We start from the raw sequence: 20,093 nt of genomic DNA on the forward strand, positions 1-20,093 counted from the left end.
CGGCGAAGCACGTTGGTGCCGACGCCCGGGGTTGATTGATCGACTCTTTGGGGGCGATGTAGCGGTGTCCCCGTGTAGGGATACCGCTACATCGCCGACGTGGAGACGATCAACCCGCGCGGCCGGTCATTCCGGCACCCGCCGGTACGCGCCGTCGCTGGCCGAGGTCGCCATCGAGGCGTACGCGCGCAGGGCGGCGGACACCGGCCGCTGCCGGTCGAGCGGGGTGTAGGGCCGGTCGCGCTTCTCCTGTGCCACCCGACGGGCCTCCAGCACGTCGTCGGGCACGTTCAGCTCGATGGACCGGGCCGGGATGTCGATGACGATCTCGTCGCCGGGCTCCACCAGCGCGATCAGCCCACCGGAGGCAGCCTCGGGGGAGGCGTGCCCGATGGACAGCCCGGAGGTGCCGCCGGAGAACCGGCCGTCGGTGAGCAGCGCACAGGACCGGCCCAGCCCGCGCCCCTTGAGGAACGAGGTGGGGTAGAGCATCTCCTGCATGCCGGGGCCGCCCTTCGGGCCCTCGTAGCGGATCACCACGACGTCCCCGGCGACGATCTCCTTGGCGAGGATCGCCGAGACCGCGTCGTCCTGCGATTCGTAGACCTTGGCCGGGCCGCGGAAGGTCAGGCAGTCGTCGGGCACCCCGGCGGTCTTCACCACGCAGCCCTCCGGCGCGAGGTTGCCGTGCAGGATGGCCAGCCCGCCGTCGGCGCTGTAGGCGTGCGCGCGGTCCCGCACGCAGCCCTCGGCGGCGTCGGTGTCCAGGGTGGACCAGCGGTTGGTGGTGGAGAACGGCTCGGTGGTGCGCACCCCGCCGGGCGCGGCGTGGAACAGCTCCACCGCCTCCGGCTTCGGCGAGCCGCCCCGGACGTCCCAGTCGGTGAGCCACTGGGCCAGCGAGGGGGAGTGCACCGCGTGCACGTCGCGGTGCAGCAGGCCGGCGCGGTCCAGCTCACCGAGGATGGCCGGGATGCCGCCGGCCCGGTGCACGTCCTCCATGTGGTAATTCGGGGAGTTCGGGGCGACCTTGGCCAGGCAGGGCACCCGGCGGGAGACGGCGTCGATGTCGGCGACGGTGAAGTCCAGCTCGGCCTCGCGGGCGGCGGCGAGCAGGTGCAGGATCGTGTTGGTCGACCCGCCCATCGCCACGTCGAGGGCGACCGCGTTGTCGAACGCCTTGCGGTTGGCGGTGTTGCGGGGCAGCACCGAGGCGTCGTCGTGGTCGTACCAGCGCTTGGCGATCTCGACGACGGTGCGGCCGGCCTCGACGAAGAGCGACCGGCGCGCGGCGTGGGTGGCCAGCGTCGAGCCGTTGCCGGGCAGGGCCAGGCCGATCGCCTCGGTGAGGCAGTTCATCGAGTTGGCGGTGAACATGCCGGAGCAGGAGCCGCAGGTCGGGCAGGCGGAGCGCTCGATCTCGCCGAGCTGGTCGTCGGTGACCGCCTCGTTGGAGGAGGCGATCATCGCGTCGATCAGGTCGATCTTGGAGTGCACCACGCCCTCGATCGCCACCGTCTTGCCGGCCTCCATCGGGCCGCCGGAGACGAAGACGGTCGGGATGTTGAGCCGCAGCGCGGCCAGCAGCATCCCGGGGGTGATCTTGTCGCAGTTGGAGATGCAGACCAGGGCGTCCGCGCAGTGCGCGTTGACCATGTATTCCACCGCGTCGGCGATCAGCTCCCGGCTGGGCAGCGAGTAGAGCATCCCGCCGTGGCCCATGGCGATGCCGTCGTCCACGGCGATGGTGTTGAACTCGCGTCCCACCCCGCCGGCCTCGGCCACCGCGTCCGCGACCAGGCCACCCATGTCCTTGAGGTGGACGTGACCGGGGACGAACTGGGTGAAACTGTTCGCGATGGCGACGATCGGCTTGCCGAAGTCGTCGTCGGTCATCCCGGTGGCCCGCCAGAGGGCCCGGGCGCCGGCCATCGTCCGACCGTGGGTGGAGGTCCTCGACCGCAGCTCAGGCATGGGTACCAGTCTTGCACCGTCCGGTGGGAAGCGACCACCGCGCACGCCGTGTCCCAACAGTTGCACACCCGGTACCCCGTGGCCGACGCCGATCCGGCACAGTTGAGGTCGTGCGTTTACCCCCGGGCATGGTCGCCGTGGCGGTGTTGAGCGGCCTGCTGGCCGCCGCCGCCACCGCACTGCTGGCCGACTCGGCCCGGCGACGCGGCGGGCCGCACCGTCAGGCGCACCTGCTGTTCGCCCTGGCCGCCGCCGTCGCCCTGGCCACCCTGGTGGCCGGCACCGTCGCGTTGCTCGGCGCGACCGAGCACGGGGCGCACCAGCGCGGGCAGAAGATGGGTTGGGCCTCGCTGATCTCCGTCGGCACCGCGCTGACCGGGCTGGCGTTCTGCGCCGGGCTGCTCCGGCTGCCCGGCGCGATGGTGGCCCGGGCCGCCGCCGCGCGGTTGCTGCTCGACGGGTTGACCGTGGCCGCCGCGATCTGGTTCGTCGGCTGGGTGCTCTTCTCGGAGCCGACCCGGCTGCTCGGGCCGGCGACGCCGACCGCCTGCCCGGCCATCCTGCTCGCGTCGGTGACCGCGGCGCTCACCGCCGGCCTCACCTCGATCGTGGTGGCCCGCGCCGACGGCCCCCGGGCCCGGCTGGCCGTGCTCGGCACCGGCATCACCGCGACCGCCACCGGTGGTCTCGGGGTGGCCGCCGGGGTCTGCCAGAGCGGCTCGGTGATGGCGGTGACCGGTATGGCGCTGCTCGCCGTGGGCCTGCTCGCCGGGGCGCTCGCCGTGCACCGGGTGGACGCCCCCGGCCAGGTCGACATCGACCTGATCCGCCGTGACGGCGAGTACGCCTTCATCCCGATGGTCGCGATGGCCGGCTCGGCGATGTACCACCTGGTGCAGGGCGGCCGGTTCGACGCGCTGGCCATCATCGCCGGCAGCCTGGAGGGGTTCGCGCTGGTCACCCGGCAGTACCTCACCCTCAACGACGTCCGCCGGTACGCCAGCCGGTTGGCCGAGCGGGAGGCGCACTTCCGTGAGCTGGCGCACACCGATCCGCTGACCAGCCTGGCCAACCGGCGCGGCCTGCTGCGGGAGATGCAGCGCTGTGCCGCCGAGGGGGCCGACTGCGTGCTGCTCGGGCTCGACCTGGACGGCTTCAAGAACGTCAACGACATGCGTGGCCACGACGTCGGTGACATGGTGCTGGCCGAGGTGGGCCGGCGGCTACGGAGCAACCTGCGCCCCGGTGACCTGGCCGCCCGGCTCGGCGGCGACGAGTTCGCGGTGCTGATGCGGGGCCGGCCGACCGACGCGGACGTGGTGGCCGAGCGGCTGCTGGGAGTGCTCGGCCGGCCGTACGACCAGGCGGGCGGGGCGGTCTTCCTCTCGGTCAGCATCGGGGTGGCCGGCCAGGGCGGCGATCCGGACGTGGTCGGCCTGCTGCGCCACGCCGACCTGGCCCTGCGCTACGCCAAGCAGCGCGGCAAGAACCGGATCGAGCGCTACGACGGCAGCTACGACCGGCTGCTGACCCGGCGGACCCGGCTGGAGCACGAGATGCGTGGCGCGATCGAGCGCGACGAGTTGCGGCTGGCCTTCCAGCCGGTGGCCTCGCTGCCCTCGGTCCGGCCGGTGGGCGCCGAGGCGCTGCTGCGGTGGCACCATCCCGAGCTGGGCAACATCCGGCCGGACGAGTTCATCCCGCTGGCCGAGGAGTGCGGGATGATCGCCAAGCTGGGGGCCTGGGTGCTGCACCAGGCGTGCTGGCAGTTGTCCCGCTGGCTCGCCGACGGCCACGACGTCTGGGTCTCGGTCAACGTCTCCCCGCGTGAGTTGCACGCCCCGGAGTACGTGGTGCAGGTCGCCGAGGCGCTGCGCGCCCACCACGTGCCGCCGCAGCGGCTGGTGCTGGAGGTCACCGAGCACGCCGTCGCCACCGACCTGGACGAGTTGATCCGCCGGCTGACCGCGCTGCGGCTGACCGGCGTGCGGATCGCGTTGGACGACTTCGGCGCGGGGTACTCGTCGCTGGGGCAGCTGCGCCGGCTGCCGATCGACATCCTCAAGATCGACCACAGTCTGGTCGCCGAGCACGAGCCGGTCCGCCCGGTGGGCCGGGACGGGCCGGCCTTCGCCCCGATGGTCGACATCGTCATGCGGCTGGGCCACCAGCTCGGCATGGAGGTGATCGCCGAGGGGGTCACCACCCCGACGGAGCTGGCCGCGGTGGTCGCCGCCGGGTGCCGGTTCGGCCAGGGCGCGCTCTTCGGCTGGGGGGTGCCGGCCGAGCACCTGGAGGCGATGCTGGAGGCGGCCACCTCGCCGGGAGCCCGCCCGGCCTCGGCCCCGCCGGCCCCGCCGCCACCGCCGCGGCTACCCACCCCGTCGCCGCTGCTGCCCCGGCTGCGATCCCACCCACCGGTGTCGCCGCCGGTGCCCACCCCACGCCCCGCGTACGAGGAGTCTGCGCAGGCCGGGCCGGTTGACGAGACGCCCACCGGAGATGGTGTCCCCCGTTCGTGAACCAACATGTGGGATCAGTTGACTCATCGCGTGAGATGCGTCAGGCTTGGCCCATGTCGTCGAACCGGTCGCTGCGAGTACTTACCTGAGCGCACTCTCCTGCTGTCGAGAGTGCGCTGGCCCCGTGCATCTGCACGAGGGCCGTTTTTATTGCCGTCGGAACCACCGGGGCGCGCAGTCGCCCCCGTCGCACCTGCCGTAGCAGCTCCACCCAACTCCAGCCGAAGGCCTGAACCGCCATGACGAGACCCACGCCAGAGACCCTCGCCCACTCCGCCCGGCGGGCCCGCACGGTCACCGAGCCGGCCGGCGACGCCGACCCCACCACCACGCCGCGAGCCACCGCCGCTGCGGCCACCCCGGCCGTACGGCCGTCCGGCCCGGTCCCGGTCTCCGGCGCCGGTTCGCTGGTGCGGTCCCTGGAGGCGCTCGGCGTCGACGTCGTCTTCGGCATCCCCGGCGGGGCGATCCTGCCCGCCTACGACCCGCTCTACGACTCGTCGGTGCGGCACATCCTGGTCCGGCACGAGCAGGGCGCGGGTCACGCCGCCACCGGCTACGCGCAGGCCACCGGCCGGGTCGGTGTGTGCATCGCCACCTCCGGGCCGGGCGCGACGAACCTGGTCACCCCGATCGCCGACGCGTACATGGACTCCGTCCCGATCGTCGCGATCACCGGCCAGGTGGCCCGTCCGTCGATCGGCACGGACGCCTTCCAGGAGGCGGACATCCAGGGCATCACGCTGCCGATCACCAAGCACAACTTCCTGGTGCAGACCGCCGAGGAGATCCCGCAGGTCCTCGCTGAGGCGTTCCACCTGGCCGCGACCGGTCGTCCGGGACCGGTGCTGGTGGACATCCCCAAGGATGTCCTCCAGGCGGCGACCAGCTTCTCCTGGCCGCCCACCCTGGACCTGCCCGGCTACCGGCCGACCCTGCACCCGCACGGCAAGCAGATCCGCGAGGCGGCCCGGCTGATGAGCGGCGCCCGCCGGCCGGTGCTCTACGTCGGCGGCGGGGTGCTCAAGGCCGGTGCCACCGAGGCGCTGCGCCAGCTCGCCGAGCTGACCGGCATCCCGGTGGTGACCACGCTGATGGCGCTGGGCGCGTTCCCCGACTCGCACCGCCAGCACCTGGGCATGCCCGGCATGCACGGCACCGTCGCCGCGGTCTACGGCCTGCAGAAGGCCGACCTGATCGTCGCGCTGGGGGCCCGGTTCGACGACCGGGTGACCGGCAAGCTGGACTCGTTCGCCCCGGACGCGACGGTGGTGCACGCCGACATCGACCCGGCCGAGATCGGCAAGAACCGGCACGCCGACGTCCCGATCGTGGGCGACGCCAAGCACGTCATCGAGGAGTTGATCGCGGCGGTGACGACCGACCAGAAGGCCGGCCGCCGCACCGACCTCGGTGACTGGTGGCACCAGCTCGACGACCTGCGCGAGCGTTACCCGCTGGGCTACGACGAGCCCGCCGACGGCACCCTGTCCCCGCAGTACGTGATCAAGCGGCTGGGCGAGATCGTCGGCCCGGACGCGATCTACGTGGCGGGGGTCGGCCAGCACCAGATGTGGGCCAGCCAGTTCATCTCGTACGAGAAGCCGGGCACCTGGCTCAACTCCGGTGGCCTCGGCACCATGGGGTACGCCGTCCCGGCGGCGATGGGCGCGAAGGTCGGCCGGCCGGACACGGTGGTCTGGGCGGTGGACGGCGACGGCTGCTTCCAGATGACCAACCAGGAGCTGGCCACCTGTGCGCTGGAGGGCATCCCGGTCAAGATCGCCGTGATCAACAACGGCAACCTGGGCATGGTCCGGCAGTGGCAGACCCTGTTCTACGAGGGGCGCTACTCCAACACCGAGTTGGGCACCCACAAGCACCGCATCCCGGATTTCGTCAAGCTGGCCGAGGCGCTCGGCTGCATCGGCCTACGCTGCGAGAACGCCGACGACGTCGACAAGACGATCGAGGCGGCGATGGCGATCACCGACGCCCCGGTGGTGATCGACTTCGTGGTCGGCAAGGACGCGATGGTCTGGCCGATGGTCGCCGCCGGCACCAGCAACGACGAGATCATGTTCGCCCGGGGCGTCCGCCCGACGTTCGACGAGGACGACATCTGACATGAGTGCCCGATTCCCCGTGACCGTGCGCTGGCACGGCCCGACCGAGCGAAGCGAGACGGCGGCATGACCCTGCACACCCTGTCCGTGCTGGTGGAGAACAAGCCCGGTGTCCTGGCCCGGGTCTCCGGCCTGTTCTCCCGGCGCGGGTTCAACATCGACAGCCTCGCCGTCGGCGAGACCGAGAACCCCGACGTCTCCCGGATCACCATCGTGGTCAACGCCGACTCGTCGCCGCTGGAGCAGGTCACCAAGCAGCTCAACAAGCTGGTCAACGTACTCAAGATCGTGGAGTTGGACCCGCAGGTCTCGGTGGCCCGGGAGCTGCTGCTGGTCAAGGTCCGCGCGGACCGCACCGCCCGGGCGCAGGTGTTGGAGACGGTCGCCCTGTTCCGGGCCCGGGTGGTCGACGTCGCGCCGGACACCCTCACCGTCGAGGCCACCGGCACCCCCGACAAGCTCGACGCGCTGCTGCGCGACCTGGAGCCGTTCGGGATCAAGGAGATGGTCCAGTCCGGCACGGTGGCGATCGGGCGTGGCTCGCGGTCGATCACCGCCGGCCCCGCGCTGCGCGCCGCCTGACCGCGCGCCGCTCACCCGCCACCGCACACAGTCCACGACGGTCCGACGAGACCGCCGTACGAAAGGGAAGTCAATGAGCGTTGAGGTGTACTACGACGACGACGCCGACCTGGGCCTGATCCAGGGCCGCAAGGTCGCCGTGATCGGGTACGGCAGCCAGGGGCACGCCCACGCGTTGTCGCTGCGCGACTCCGGTGTCGACGTGGTGATCGGCCTGCCGGCGGGCTCCAAGAGCCGGCCGAAGGCCGAGGAGCAGGGCCTGCGGGTGCTCACCCCGGCCGAGGCGTCGGCCGAGGCTGACGTGATCATGATTCTGGCGCCGGACACCGCCCAGCGGAGCATCTACGCCGAGTCGATCGCCCCCAACCTCGCCCCCGGCAAGGCCATCTTCTTCGGTCACGGCTTCAACATCCGGTACGGCCTGATCACCCCGCCGGCCGACGTGGACGTGGCGATGGTCGCCCCGAAGGGCCCGGGCCACCTGGTCCGCCGCCAGTACGTCGACGGCAAGGGCGTGCCCTGCCTGGTCGCCGTCGAGCAGGACGCCAGCGGCAACGCCTTCCCGCTCGCCCTGGCGTACGCCAAGGGCATCGGCGGCACCCGGGCGGGCGCCATCAAGACCACCTTCACCGAGGAGACCGAGACCGACCTCTTCGGCGAGCAGGCGGTGCTCTGCGGTGGCGCGGCGGCCCTGGTGCAGACCGGGTTCGAGGTGCTCACCGAGGCCGGCTACGCCCCCGAGGTGGCCTACTTCGAGTGCCTGCACGAGCTGAAGCTCATCGTCGACCTGATGTACGAGGGCGGCATCGCCCGGATGCGCTACAGCATCTCCGACACCGCCGAGTACGGCGACCTCTCCCGGGGCCCGCGCGTGGTGGACTCCCGGGTCAAGGACGAGATGCGCAAGATCCTCGGCGAGATCCAGTCCGGCGAGTTCGCCCGCGAGTGGGTGGCCGAGGACGAGGCCGGCCGGCCGAACTTCGCCAAGTGGCGGGCCGAGGGCGCGGCGCACCCGATCGAGGAGACCGGTCAGAAGCTGCGTTCCATGATGAGCTGGGTGGACCGCCCGCTCACCGAGACCGCCTGACCCCTCGCGCCACCCCCTGGACCGGTGTGACCAGAGGGGTCTCGGGCGCGCTGAGCCCTAGACGGGCCTGTGTGGGTCGGCCGGGCCTGTGCGGGTCGTCCGGGCCTGTGCGGGTCGTCGGTTCCGCCGGGTGTGTCGCGGGCTGACTGGTCTTGTGGAGTAAAGCGGTATGCCTGGCTGGCATGAATATGCCAGCCAGGCATACCGCTTTCTGGGTAACACAGGCCGCCAGGTCGCCGTGCCACAGGGAGCCTCGGGGCGGTTGCGCTGCCAGGGGTGGCGGCCGGGATCGTTGCGGTGCCACGGGGTGGCCGCCGAGATCGTTGCGGTGCGGCCGACATGCCGTGGCCGCGGGTGACCTGCATGCGGAGGATCTGCCGTGCCGCTGCTAGGCCCGTGGGCGCCGTCCCCGCTTCGCCGCCCGCCGCCCGCCGCCCGCCGCCCGCCGTCCCCGCTCCGCCGCCCGCCGTCCCCGCTCCGCCGTCGTCCGCTGCCCGCCGCCTGCCGCGCCGCCTGCCGCGCCGCCCGCCGGCCGCCGTGCGGCCCTGCCGTGCCCCCGCCGCCCGCCGTGCGCCGCCCGCCCGGCGGCGGGCGAGGTTCACCTGGCGGGATGGGGTGAGCGACGCCTCATCGGGCCGAACCGGGCGGCACTGCGCGCTCCGGGTCGGATGAACGGGGGATGACAGGCGTGCGACAACGCTGTGTGAGGGCCCTCACCCCACAGACCGGGACATGCCGGCCGGGGTGCCCCCTACGATCCTTGGAGAGGTGCGTGACCGGCACCTGACGGCCATGGCACGGATCGGCGCAGGGCGCATCGCGGCGCCCGGTCGCCCCGGCCGACCTAATACGACGTCTACGAGGACCGATGAATCCTGTCGTACTGATCGCCGAAGAACTCGCTCCTGCTGCCATCGAGGTGCTCGCGCACGACTTCGACGTGCGCCATGTCGACGGCACCGACCGCCCGGCCCTGCTCTCCGCGCTGGCGGAGGCCGACGCGGTGATCGTGCGCAGTGCCACGCAGATCGACGCCGAGGCGATCTCCGCCGCGCCGCGCCTGAAGGTGGTCGCCCGGGCCGGCGTCGGGCTGGACAACGTCGAGGTTCCGGCCGCCACCGCGCGGGGCGTCATGGTCGTCAACGCCCCCACCTCCAACATCGTCTCCGCCGCCGAGCAGGCCGTCGCGCTGCTGCTCGCCGTCGCGCGGAACACCGCCAGCGCCAGCGCCGCGCTCAAGGCCGGCGAGTGGAAGCGGTCCAAGTACACCGGCGTCGAGTTGCAGGGCAAGACCGTCGGCGTGGTCGGTCTCGGCCGGATCGGCGTGCTCTTCGCACAGCGCATCGCCGCCTTCGGCACCCGGCTGATCGCGTACGACCCCTACATCCAGCCGGCCCGCGCCGCCCAGCTCGGCGTGCGCCTGGTGGGGCTGGAGGAGCTGCTGCGGGAGGCCGACTTCATCTCCATCCACCTGCCGAAGACCCCGGAGACGGTCGGCCTGATCGGCGAGAAGGAGCTGGCGATCGTCAAGCCGGGCGTCCGGATCGTCAACGCCGCCCGGGGTGGGCTGGTCGACGAGCAGGCCCTGGCCGACGCGATCGCCGAGGGTCGGGTCGCCGGCGCCGGCGTCGACGTGTACGCCAAGGAGCCGTGCACCGCGTCGCCGCTGTTCGCCTTCGACAACGTGGTGGCTACCCCGCACCTGGGCGCGTCCACCCACGAGGCGCAGGACAAGGCCGGCCTGGCCGTGGCCAAGAGCGTCAAGCTGGCCCTCCAGGGCGAGTTCGTGCCGGACGCGGTGAACGTGCAGGCCGGTGGCGTCGTCGCCGAGGACGTCCGGCCGCTGCTGCCGCTGGCCGAGAAGCTGGGCCGGGCGTTCACCGCCGTGGCCGGCGGGATCGCCGCCAGCGTCACCGTCGAGGTACGCGGCGAGATCGTCAACCACGACGTGTCGGTGCTCAAGCTCGCCGCCACCAAGGGGCTGTTCAGCTCGGTGGTCGAGGAGCAGGTCACCTACGTCAACGCGCCGCACCTGGCCGCCGAGCGGGGCGTCGAGGTGGCCCTGGTCACCCAGGCCGAGACGGTGGACCACCCGAACCTGGTCACCATCCGGGGCGCGCTGCCCGACGGTCGTACGGTCAGCGTCTCCGGCACGGTCGCCCACACCGGTGCCCGGGACGTCCTCAAGCTGACCGAGGTGGACGGTTTCGATGTGGAGATCGGCGCGGAGGGCATCCTGCTCTTCCTGCGTTACGCCGACCGGCCGGGCGTGGTCGGCACCGTCGGCACGCTGCTCGGTGAGGCCGGCATCAACATCGCCGCGATGCAGGTGGCCCGCCGGGAGGCCGGCGGCGAGACCCTGATGACCCTCACCGTCGACCAGGCGCTCGGGGCGGAGTTGCTCACCTCGGCGGCCGACTCGATCGGCGCGACCGCCGCCAGCGCGGCCGACCTGCGCGACGAGTAGTTCCACGGCACAGCATCCGGAGGGGCCCGACCGTGCGGTCGGGCCCCTCCGTCGTCCACACCCGACGGCAGTCGGGTCAGGCCACACCCGACGGGACAGGAGCCGGGTCAGGCCACAACCGACGGCAGTCGGGTCAGGGCCGGGGTGGGGTCGGGCGTCGGGTCAGCGGGCGACCCGGGACGGCGGTGGGTAGACCGAGCCGTCCTGCGGGTCGAAGAGCATCAGGTCGTACTCGCCGGCCAACCGCTCGATGTCGAGCAGCACCTGGTCGTCGCAGGTCGGGACGAGGCTCAACGCCACATGGTCGGCCGCCGCGTGCAACGGCGAGACCTCCCAGGGGGTGCCCTGATGGGCGGGCCGGTCGGGATAAGAGGCGGTGACGGCCCGATAGAAGCCCACCACCCGGGGGTCCGGATACCGCTCGGCGTGCTGCCCCTCGCGGCACCGCCGCACCGCCGCCCGGACGTCCTCGGGCGTGGCCCCGTCGTGGAGGGCCCACACGCTCAGATCGAAACTCACGGCGGACAGCGTGCCATCACGCGTTCACCCGGGCGACACTGACCCGCCGTGATTCCCGCAGGTAGTTCGAGTGTCCGGAGAAAACAGTCCGCTGTGGAGACTCTTGCGTCGAGTTGCGTCGATTCGATAGCGTATCGGGGCGGTCACCGGGAAGTCAGATGTCGACCCGTCTTCGGGTGACGGGGCCGAACGTCCGGCCGGCCGGCCCGCACCCCTCGAATGCGCGAGCCACGCGCACTCGTCGCTGACCGGCCCCCACGGTCGTTGCCGAGACCGTGGGGGCCGATCGCCGGCCCATCGACCGCGCCACCCCGTGGACCCCCTCCACAGGTCGGCCGACGCGCCGCAGCGCCGCTCAGCGGCGCCGGTGGGCGAAGAGAGCCTGATATGCCGAGTCGGTGCGGAACCATGACAGCCCCACCGGCCCGGCCGCGTACAACGCGGTGGCGTAGGCGTCGGCCACCGCCAGGTCCGGCCCGACGACAGTCGCGGCGACCAACTGCCGGGCCGGTTCGCCGGTGTGCGGGTCGACCACGTGTCCCTGCCGGCCGCTCACCCCGGAGGTGCCCACCGCGCCGGCCGTCATCTCCAGCACCAGCGGGGCCCGCCGGCCGTCGGTCGGGTGGTGCACCGCGACCCGCCACGGGCCGCCGTGCGCGGCGTGGCCGCGTACCGTCAGGTCGGCGCCGGAGAGCACCGCGTAGTCGGTGATGCCGGCGGCGCGCAACCGGGTCGCGGCCCGCTCCACCGCCCAGCCGTTGAGCAGGCCGCCGGGGTCGAAGCCGCCGGGGACGGCCCAGGCGTCGAACCAGCCGTCGGTGGCGGCCCGCATGGCCGCGCAGCGGTCGACCAGGTCGGTCAGCGGCGGGTACGACTCGGGGCTGATCTCGCCGCGTCGTAGCCGGGAGACCAGGCTCTCCGGCCGGTTCGGCCCGTAGGTGAGGTCGATGGCCCGCAGCTCGGCGACGGCGTCGCGCAGCGCGTCACCGACCGCCCGCCGGCCCAGGTCCTCGGGGGCGTTGAGCAGGAGCGAGTATTCGGCGGTGCCGGTCCGGACGGAATGCTGCACGGCGATCCGGCCGCCGGGCGAGTCGCCGGGCCGGTCGAGGCGGTGGCTGCGGGCGCCCAGGCGCAGGTCGGGGCGGCGTCGGGAGAATGCCGTCTGGTCCACCCAGCGGGTGCGCGGTTGCTCGTCCAGTCGGCCTGGCCCCCGCTGCTGCTCGGTCCGCATCACACTGCTCCTTCACCGACGGTGCCGCGGCGTCGCGACCGGTCCGTCCCGGATCCCCACGACCCGTCCTGCACCGACCCTAGGCAGTGGAGATGACCGCACCATGAATGCTGCCTGGGAGCCTGCTGAGCATTTCGCCCTCCCAGATAATGGAAGGCTCGTACCGGGAGCCGGGACGGCGACGTACCGTTCACCCCAGCGGACGAGGTGAGGAGCGGCAGGTGGCACGGATCGCGGTGGTGGCCGGGGACGGGATCGGACCCGAGGTGGTCGCGCAGGCCCTCAAGGTCCTCGACGCCGTGCTCCCCGGGGTCGAGGCCACGGAGTACGACCTCGGCGCGGCGCGCTACCACCGCACCGGTGAGGTGCTGCCCGACTCCGTGCTGACCGAGCTGGCCGGCCACGACGCCATTCTGCTCGGCGCGGTCGGCGACCCCACCGTGCCGCCCGGCGTGCTGGAGCGCGGACTGCTGCTGAAGCTCCGCTTCGCCTTCGACCAGTACGTCAACCTGCGCCCGTCCCGGCTCTGGCCCGGCGTGCCCGGCCCGCTGGTCAACGTCAAACCGGGCGAGGTCGACCTGGTCGTCGTCCGGGAGGGCACCGAGGGGCTCTACGCCGGTGCCGGCGGCAGCCTGCACCGGGACACCCCGGCCGAGGTGGCCACGGAGGAGAGCCTCAACACCCGGCACGGGGTGGAACGGGTCATCCGGGACGCCTTCACCCGGGCGGGTCGCCGCGAGCGCCGCAAGGTCACCCTGGTGCACAAGACCAACGTGCTGACCCACGCCGGGTCGCTGTGGGCCCGTGCCTTTGCGGCCGTCGCCGCCGAACACCCCGACGTCGCCACCGAATACCAGCACGTCGACGCCGCCGCCATGTTCCTGGTCACCCAGCCCCAGCGGTACGACGTGGTGGTCACCGACAACCTCTTCGGCGACATCCTCACCGACATCGCCGCCGCGGTCACCGGGGGGATCGGCCTGGCGGCCAGCGGTTGCATCAACCCCACCGGGGCGTACCCGTCGATGTTCGAGCCGGTGCACGGCTCGGCGCCGGACATCGCCGGCAAGGGCGTCGCCGACCCGGTGGCCGCCGTGCTCTCCGCCGCGCTCCTGCTCGACCAGCTCGGCCACGCCGACGCCGCCGCCCGGGTGACCGGCGCGGTCGCCGCCGAACTGGCCGGCCGGACGCCGGGCGTGGCGTTGCGCACCGACGAGGTGGGGGACCGGCTCGCCGCGCACGCGGTGGCCTGATCCCACCGGGAGCGGACCTATCCGCTGAACGACCGTTCGGGGTAGGTTTCTGAACAGCAGCTCGGTGCGTGGTCCCCGCGTGCCGTCAAACCCGCAGGGAGGTCAGCGCGATGAGCGGTGGTGACATGCTCGATTTCGAGATCCGTCCGAATCCCGCGCCGGTATCCGCCGTCGAACGGGCCGCCCTGCTGGTCGACCCCGGCTTCGGCCGGGTCTTCACCGACCACATGGTGACCATCCGGTACGCCGAGGGCAAGGGCTGGTACGACCCCCGGATCGAGGCCCGTGCGCCGATCCCGATGGACCCGGCGAGCGCCGTCCTGCACTACGCGCAGGAGATCTTCGAGGGGCTGAAGGCGTACCGGACGGCCGACGGCTCGATCACCATGTTCCGGCCGGAGGCCAACGCGGCCCGGTTCATCGCCTCCGCGCGGCGGCTGGCCATGCCGGAGCTGCCGGCGGAGCTGTTCGTCGAGTCGCTGCGCAAGCTGGTCGAGATCGACCGGGACTGGATCCCCGAGGGCGCCGACACCAGCCTCTACCTGCGGCCGTTCATGTTCGCCAGCGAGGTCTTCCTCGGGGTCCGCCCCGCCAACGAATACCTCTACTGCGTCATCGCCTCGCCGGCCGGCGCCTACTTCGCCGGTGGGGTCAAGCCGGTCACCGTCTGGGTCTCCCCGGACTACACCCGGGCGGCTCCCGGTGGCACCGGCGCGGCCAAGTGCGGCGGCAACTACGCCGCGTCGCTCTCCGCCCAGGCGGAGGCGATCGAGGCCGGGTGTGACCAGGTGGTCTTCCTGGACGCGGTGGAGCGCCGCTACGTCGAGGAGTTGGGCGGCATGAACGTCTTCTTCGTCTACGACGACAACACCCTGGTCACCCCGCCGCTGACCGGCACGATCCTGCCGGGCATCACCCGGGACGCGCTGCTCGCCCTGGCCGCCGCCTCCGGGCACCAGGTCGTCGAACGCCCGGTCAGCTTCGCCGAGTGGCAGGCCGACGCGGAGAGCGGCCGGCTGCGCGAGGTCTTCGCCTGCGGCACCGCCGCGGTGATCACCCCGGTCGCCCGGGTGCGTCACCCCGGCGGCGAGTTCGTGATCGGCGGCGGTGAGCCGGGCCGGTCCACCTCCGCGCTGCGGGAGCAGTTGGTGGCGGTCCAGCGCGGCGACGCCCCCGACCCGCGCGGCTGGGTGACGCACATCCGCTGACCGCCCGGGGCCGGGTCACTCCGGTGTGGGCTGCTCCAGCAGGTGGTCGCGGAGGGCGGCGAGCTGGGCATCCGTCACACCCGCGTGGTGCAGGTAGTCCTCGATCGAGCCGTGCCGCTGGCGGAGTTCGGCGAGGAAGAGCGACATCGCCTCGGCGGGGGAGCCGAGGAAGGGGGCGGGTGGCTTCTGGGCGTCCGGCATGGCCTCCGCCAGCCAGGCGCTGAACCGCTGGGACGCCTCGGCGCTCAGTGCGTAGTCCGCGGCGATCCGGTCGTCGTCGACGCCCAGCACCGACAGGGTCAGCGCGCAGACGATGCCGGTGCGGTCCTTGCCCGCGACGCAGTGCACCAGGACGGGGGTGTTGGCGCTGTCGGCGATCAGGCCGACCGCCTCGGCCAGCCCGGCGGTGCCGGTCTCGGCGAGGTCGGCGTAGCGGTCGGCGAGGTAGCGGGCCAGGCTGGAGTCCGGGTCGTGCGTCTGCGCCGCCCAGTCGGCGTGTTCCGGGTGGATGTGCCGGTAGGACAGGCCGTCCAGGTCGGGCACCCGGCCGTCCCGCTCCACCTCGGTCGGGCGGCGCAGGTCGATCACGGTGCGGATGCCGAGGGCGCTGAACGCTTCCCGGTCGGTGCCGTCGATCCGGTGCGGGGAGTCCGACCGGTAGAGCCGCCCCCAGCGGACGGTGCGGGCGTCGTGGCCGGGATAGCCACCGACGTCGCGGAAGTTGAACATCGCAGCGAACGGGATCCGGCGGCTGTCCTCGGTGGGGTTCACCCGGACACGGTAACGGCCGGCGGGGCGTGTGTACGCCCCGTCGGCCGTGGCCTTCGATCGACCGCCATGCCCGTCCGGCCGGCTACCGGGCCGTCCGGCCGCCGGGTCGGGCCGTCCGACCGGCTACCGGGCGGTGCCCGGAGGAAGGTTGCCGTAGGTGTCGTCGTAGTAGCCGCCCAGCTTGTCCCGGTAGGCCGGGTCGCTGTGGCTGGTCTCGTCGTACTCGGGAGCGGCCTTGATCTGGTCCTTGGTGCGGTCGACGTGGACCTTCCGGTCGTCGTGGTCGACCTGGTTGATGGTGCCGGCGGGGAGCATCACCTTCTTGCCGAAGATCCACGGACCGGTGTCGACGACCAGGTAGCTGCCGCCGACCTCGTGGCTGGCCTCGTCGATCTTGCCGATGCCGCCGTCGGTCGCCTCGACCTTGTAGCCGACCAGGTCGGCGTCGGCGACCCCGGCCTCGTCGCGGTAACTCCACGGGTTGAACGCCCCGCCGGGGGCGCCGCCGGCGATCGCGCCCTGGCCGTCGTCGACCATCGGGTCCGTGGTGCCGTGGGCGGTGTGCGGGTCGAGCCTGTCCATGAGAACTCCTGCCTCGACTGTCGTAGTCGTTATCGGAGAAAAGCGCTTCGTGTCCGCATCTGAGGTACCCGAGGGGAGACGTCCCACACATCCCGTCCCGGGATGTGGATTCTGCCTCCCAGAATCGGGGCGGAGTGGCAGAGTGGCGACCGTGACCAGCTCCGCCCGCATTATTGGCAGCTAGCGCGCCGGCCTCCCCTCCGCCGAGCGCGCAGACCTCCCGCATCCGCGGGGGGTCTTTTTGTTGCCCCCGCAAGGTTCGACGGTCCGAAGAAAGGGACTCGCGATGACGTTCCAGGTCTACGACACCACGCTGCGTGATGGCGCCCAGCGCGAGGGGCTCAGCTACTCGGTGATCGACAAGCTCGCGGTGGCCCGGCTGCTCGACGAGTTCGGGGTCGGCTTCATCGAGGGCGGATGGCCGGGCGCCGTGCCGAAGGACACCGAGTTCTTCCGCCGGGCACGCACCGAGCTGGACCTGCGGCACGCCCTGCTGGTCGCGTTCGGGGCCACCCGCAAGGCCGGGGTCGCCGTCGCCGACGACCCGCAGGTGCGCGCGCTGCTCGACGCGCAGACCCCGGCCGTCGCGCTGGTCGCCAAGGCCGACATCCGGCACGTCGAACGCGCCCTGCGCACCACCGGCGCGGAGAACCTGGCGATGGTCCGGGACACGGTCACCCACCTGGTAGCCGAGGGGCGGCGGGTCTTCGTCGACGGCGAGCACTTCTTCGACGGGTACCGGCACGACCCGGCGTACACCGCCTCGGTGGTCGAGACCGCGCTCGCCGCCGGTGCCGAGCGGTTCGTGCTCTGCGACACCAACGGGGGGATGCTGCCGTCCCAGGTGACCGCCGCGATCGCCGACCTGACCGTGCGGACCGGGATCGCCCCGGCGTTGTTCGGCATGCACGCCCAGAACGACACCGCCTGCGCGGTGGCCAACACGATCGCGGCCGTCGAGGCCGGGGTCCGGCACGTCCAGGGCACCGCCAACGGGTACGGCGAGCGCCCCGGCAACGCCGACCTCTTCGCCGTCGTGGCCAACCTCCAGCTCAAGCTCGGGCTGCCCGTCCTACCCGACGGCTGCCTGGAACAGATGGTGCGGGTCTCGCACGCCATCGCCGAGATCGCCAACATCGCCCCCGACACCCACCAGGCGTACGCCGGGGCCGCCGCCTTCGCCCACAAGGCGGGGTTGCACGCGAGCGCGATCAAGGTCGACCCGTTGCTCTACAACCACGTGGACCCGTCGGTGGTGGGCAACGACATGCGGATCCTGGTGACCGAGATGGCCGGCCGGGCCAGCATCGAGCTGAAGAGCCGCGAGCTGGGTCTTGACCTGGCCGGCCATCCGGACGCCGTGTCGAAGGTGACCACCCGGGTCAAGGAACTGGAGGCGGAGGGCTGGTCGTTCGAGGCCGCCGACGCGTCGTTCGAGCTGCTGGTCCGCTCCGAGCTGCCGGATGCCGCCCCGGTGCGACCGTTCGCGCTGGAGTCGTACCGGGTGCTGGTCGAGCACCGGGAGGACGGCGCAGTGGTCTCCGAGGCGACCGTGAAGATCCGGGTACGCGGTGAGCGGGTGATCGCCACCGCCGAGGGCAACGGCCCGGTCAACGCCCTCGACGAGGCGCTGCGGGTCGGGCTGTCCCGGTACTACCCGCAACTGCGCCACTTCGAGCTGGCCGACTACAAGGTGCGCATCCTGGAGGGCACCCACGGCACCGGCGCGGTGACCCGGGTGCTGGTGGAGACGGCCGACGGGACCGGCCGCGACTGGACCACCGTCGGCGTGCACCCCAACGTGGTGGAAGCCTCCTGGCACGCCCTGGTCGACGCCCTCACCTACGGCCTCGACCGGGCCCGGGTCTGAGCCGGCGTTCCCGCCGTCACGGGGTGGGCAGGCGCAGGGTGGCCAGCACGGCGCGGTGGTCGGTGGCGGGTATCTGGTGGACGGTGACCGCGTGGACGGCGATCCGGCGGTCGACCAGGACGTGGTCGATGGTGACCGGCGGGATCGGGTCGCCGTCGTACGGGCCCCACGTGCCCACCAGCCCTGCCCCGACGGCGTCGGCGGCGTCCACGTATCCGCTCGCGAGGAGGGCGCGCAACGGGGAATGGTCGAGGGTGGCGTTGAAGTCCCCGGCGAGGATGCCGAGCTGACCGTCGGGGGTGGCGCGCGGCTGGGCCGCCAGGTCGGTGCGCCACTCGCCGACCACCCCGACCGACCAGGGTGCCGCCGGGTGGGCCGACTCCACCCGTAGCGCCGGCGCACCGGGCACCGCCACCGTCGCGTACGCCTGGGTGAACGCGAAGCCGGCGTTGCGTCGGAAGCCGCCGGCGGAGAGCGGGAAACGGGCGTAGAGCCCGGACCCGGTCGTGCCCACCTCGGGGTGGAGTTGGCGGTGGGGGAGCAGGTCGGCGAGGCCGGCCCGGTCGAGGGCGTCCCGCGCCGCCGGGGTGAACTCCTGCACGGTGAGCACGTCCACCTGGTGCCGGCGGACCAGCGCGACCAGGGTGGCCGCGTCAGCACCCCCCTTGAGCAGGTTGGCGGTGAGCAGTCGCAGCCCGGGCCCCTGGACCGCCGGCTGCCCGGCGGACAGCGCGCGGGGTGCCACCGCACCGACCAGGGCCAGCGCCGCGACTGTCGCGGCCACCGCCGGCCACCGGCGTCGCAGGACGAGGGTCAGGGCCAGCGCCAGCAGGCTCCACCCCGCGACGTACGGCGTGAAGGCGAGCGCCTGCACCAGCGGGCCCCGGTCCAGCCCGGCGAGGCGGACCACCGCCCAGGCGAGGCCGGGTGCCACCGCCAGCCAGCAGATCAGGGTGGCGGCGGGACGTCGGGTGGTGGACGGCGTCGAGATCAGGAGCACGGCGGCCAGCCTAGTGGCCGACGCCGTTGCGCAGGGGCGCCGGAGCCAATTCATGAATGGGTGAGAGTTCATCTTTCGCAATTTCCAACATCATTTTAAAGATGGCAAAACGGATTGGTCCGCTATTGACGCTCCGCTTTTGCTGGTGTTACGTTCCTCCTCGTTGAGGTGCCGCAACGGAGCGTAGTAATCCCAGCTCAGACCGGTTGGAAGCGTTGTTCGTTCAACGTTTCCGGCGCGGGTGGAGTTCTTCTGTCCGCGTCATTTCCGGCCCGTCCGCACCAGACCCATCCGGCTCTCCGAACGGTGGGCCGGCCGTATTGCCACGGTCACAAAAGGGAGACCTGTCATGGCCACATTCTTCAGGCGTAAGGCGGCGGCGGTGACGCTCGGCGTCCTGGCGCTCACCCTGGCCGGCGGCGGGATCGCCGTCGCCCAGCCGGCGACCAAGGCCCCGGCCGAGGTAGCTCAGCCCGGGGCTCAGCAGGCCGGCGTCGCCGGTCAGCCGGCCGTAACTGCGGCCGAAGCCCAGCAGGCCCGCGCGGCGCTGAAGGTGTCGCTCGCCCCGCCGGCCGCAGGTTCGGTCGCCTGGGCGGTCGTCACCAGCGGCGGCACCCTGCTCCAGCACTCGGCCAACGTCGTCTCGGCGACCAAGTACGGCACCGGCCAGTACCAGGTGCTGCTCGACTACAGCGTGGTCGGGAAGGCGTTCCAGGCCACCATCGGCACCAACGACCAGTTCAACGTGCCGCCGGCCGGTGAGATCTCGGTCGCGCCGCGCAACCAGACCCCGAACGGCGTCTTCGTCCAGACGTACAGCTCCGGCGGTTCGGTGTCCAGCAAGCCGTTCCACCTGTTCGTCGCCAACTGAGGCGCGGCCCCGTCGACGGTGTCGGCCCCC

The 20,093-nt window shown here is 72.5% G+C and carries 15 protein-coding genes; 9 read left to right on the forward strand and 6 right to left on the reverse strand.

Annotated elements, in window-relative coordinates; translation table 11 throughout:
* Positions 1–126: 126 nt before the first annotated feature.
* Complete coding sequence (gene ilvD / locus ACQP1S_RS06915; RefSeq protein ID WP_432904330.1) at positions 127–1,974, reverse strand: dihydroxy-acid dehydratase; 1,848 nt, start codon at positions 1,972–1,974, stop codon at positions 127–129.
* A 110-nt stretch (positions 1,975–2,084) separates the two neighbouring features.
* Here ilvD and ACQP1S_RS06920 point away from each other — a divergent pair, with 110 nt between their 5' ends.
* From ACQP1S_RS06920 to serA, 5 genes are all read left to right on the forward strand, one after another.
* Entirely contained in the window at positions 2,085–4,496 is a 2,412-nt protein-coding gene (locus ACQP1S_RS06920; protein WP_432904333.1) for a putative bifunctional diguanylate cyclase/phosphodiesterase, read from the forward strand.
* 239 nt (positions 4,497–4,735) lie between these two features.
* Positions 4,736–6,622 carry an acetolactate synthase large subunit gene (locus ACQP1S_RS06925; protein ID WP_432904336.1) on the forward strand — a complete coding sequence of 629 codons (1,887 nt, stop codon included), beginning with the start codon at positions 4,736–4,738 and terminating at the stop codon, positions 6,620–6,622.
* A 66-nt stretch (positions 6,623–6,688) separates the two neighbouring features.
* Positions 6,689–7,204, forward strand: a complete 516-nt coding sequence (ilvN, locus tag ACQP1S_RS06930) for an acetolactate synthase small subunit (protein WP_067307043.1) — start codon at positions 6,689–6,691, stop codon at positions 7,202–7,204.
* 73 nt (positions 7,205–7,277) lie between these two features.
* Positions 7,278–8,291 (forward strand): ketol-acid reductoisomerase, encoded by a 1,014-nt coding sequence (gene ilvC / locus ACQP1S_RS06935; RefSeq protein WP_091245592.1) that lies wholly within the window; start codon positions 7,278–7,280, stop codon positions 8,289–8,291.
* An 868-nt stretch (positions 8,292–9,159) separates the two neighbouring features.
* Entirely contained in the window at positions 9,160–10,758 is a 1,599-nt protein-coding gene (gene serA / locus ACQP1S_RS06940; RefSeq protein WP_091245596.1) for a phosphoglycerate dehydrogenase, read from the forward strand.
* Between the two features lie 162 nt (positions 10,759–10,920).
* Here the strand turns inward: serA and ACQP1S_RS06945 are convergent, their stop codons facing one another.
* The gene (locus ACQP1S_RS06945; RefSeq protein ID WP_091245599.1) at positions 10,921–11,277 is read right to left on the reverse strand and encodes a hypothetical protein; all 357 of its coding nucleotides are present in this window, start codon (positions 11,275–11,277) and stop codon (positions 10,921–10,923) included.
* Between the two features lie 355 nt (positions 11,278–11,632).
* Positions 11,633–12,508, reverse strand: coding sequence for an FAD:protein FMN transferase (locus ACQP1S_RS06950; RefSeq protein WP_432904342.1), 876 nt, complete (start codon positions 12,506–12,508; stop codon positions 11,633–11,635).
* 221 nt (positions 12,509–12,729) lie between these two features.
* Here ACQP1S_RS06950 and ACQP1S_RS06955 point away from each other — a divergent pair, with 221 nt between their 5' ends.
* Complete coding sequence (locus ACQP1S_RS06955; protein ID WP_432904345.1) at positions 12,730–13,761, forward strand: 3-isopropylmalate dehydrogenase; 1,032 nt, start codon at positions 12,730–12,732, stop codon at positions 13,759–13,761.
* A gap of 110 nt (positions 13,762–13,871) precedes the next feature.
* On the forward strand, positions 13,872–14,969 hold the full coding sequence (locus ACQP1S_RS06960; protein WP_432904347.1) for a branched-chain amino acid aminotransferase: 1,098 nt from the start codon (positions 13,872–13,874) through the stop codon (positions 14,967–14,969).
* A 15-nt stretch (positions 14,970–14,984) separates the two neighbouring features.
* Here ACQP1S_RS06960 and ACQP1S_RS06965 read toward each other — a convergent pair whose 3' ends face one another.
* Both ACQP1S_RS06965 and ACQP1S_RS06970 read right to left on the reverse strand, forming a co-directional pair.
* A complete protein-coding gene (locus ACQP1S_RS06965; RefSeq protein ID WP_432907840.1) occupies positions 14,985–15,698 on the reverse strand; it encodes a tyrosine-protein phosphatase in 714 nt (237 codons plus the stop codon).
* A gap of 165 nt (positions 15,699–15,863) precedes the next feature.
* A complete protein-coding gene (locus tag ACQP1S_RS06970; RefSeq protein ID WP_091245613.1) occupies positions 15,864–16,322 on the reverse strand; it encodes a PRC-barrel domain-containing protein in 459 nt (152 codons plus the stop codon).
* 286 nt (positions 16,323–16,608) lie between these two features.
* On the opposite strand from ACQP1S_RS06970, the gene cimA reads away from it, so the two are divergent.
* Positions 16,609–18,192, forward strand: a complete 1,584-nt coding sequence (gene cimA, locus ACQP1S_RS06975; RefSeq protein ID WP_432904350.1) for a citramalate synthase — start codon at positions 16,609–16,611, stop codon at positions 18,190–18,192.
* A gap of 16 nt (positions 18,193–18,208) precedes the next feature.
* On the opposite strand, the gene ACQP1S_RS06980 is transcribed toward cimA, so the two are convergent.
* A complete protein-coding gene (locus ACQP1S_RS06980) occupies positions 18,209–19,186 on the reverse strand; it encodes an endonuclease/exonuclease/phosphatase family protein (RefSeq protein ID WP_432907843.1) in 978 nt (325 codons plus the stop codon).
* 355 nt (positions 19,187–19,541) lie between these two features.
* On the opposite strand from ACQP1S_RS06980, the gene ACQP1S_RS06985 reads away from it, so the two are divergent.
* Positions 19,542–20,063 carry a hypothetical protein gene (locus ACQP1S_RS06985; protein ID WP_432904353.1) on the forward strand — a complete coding sequence of 174 codons (522 nt, stop codon included), beginning with the start codon at positions 19,542–19,544 and terminating at the stop codon, positions 20,061–20,063.
* Positions 20,064–20,093: the final 30 nt, after the last annotated feature.

Source organism: Micromonospora matsumotoense (assembly GCF_050951065.1).
Taxonomy (GTDB): domain Bacteria; phylum Actinomycetota; class Actinomycetes; order Mycobacteriales; family Micromonosporaceae; genus Micromonospora; species Micromonospora matsumotoensis.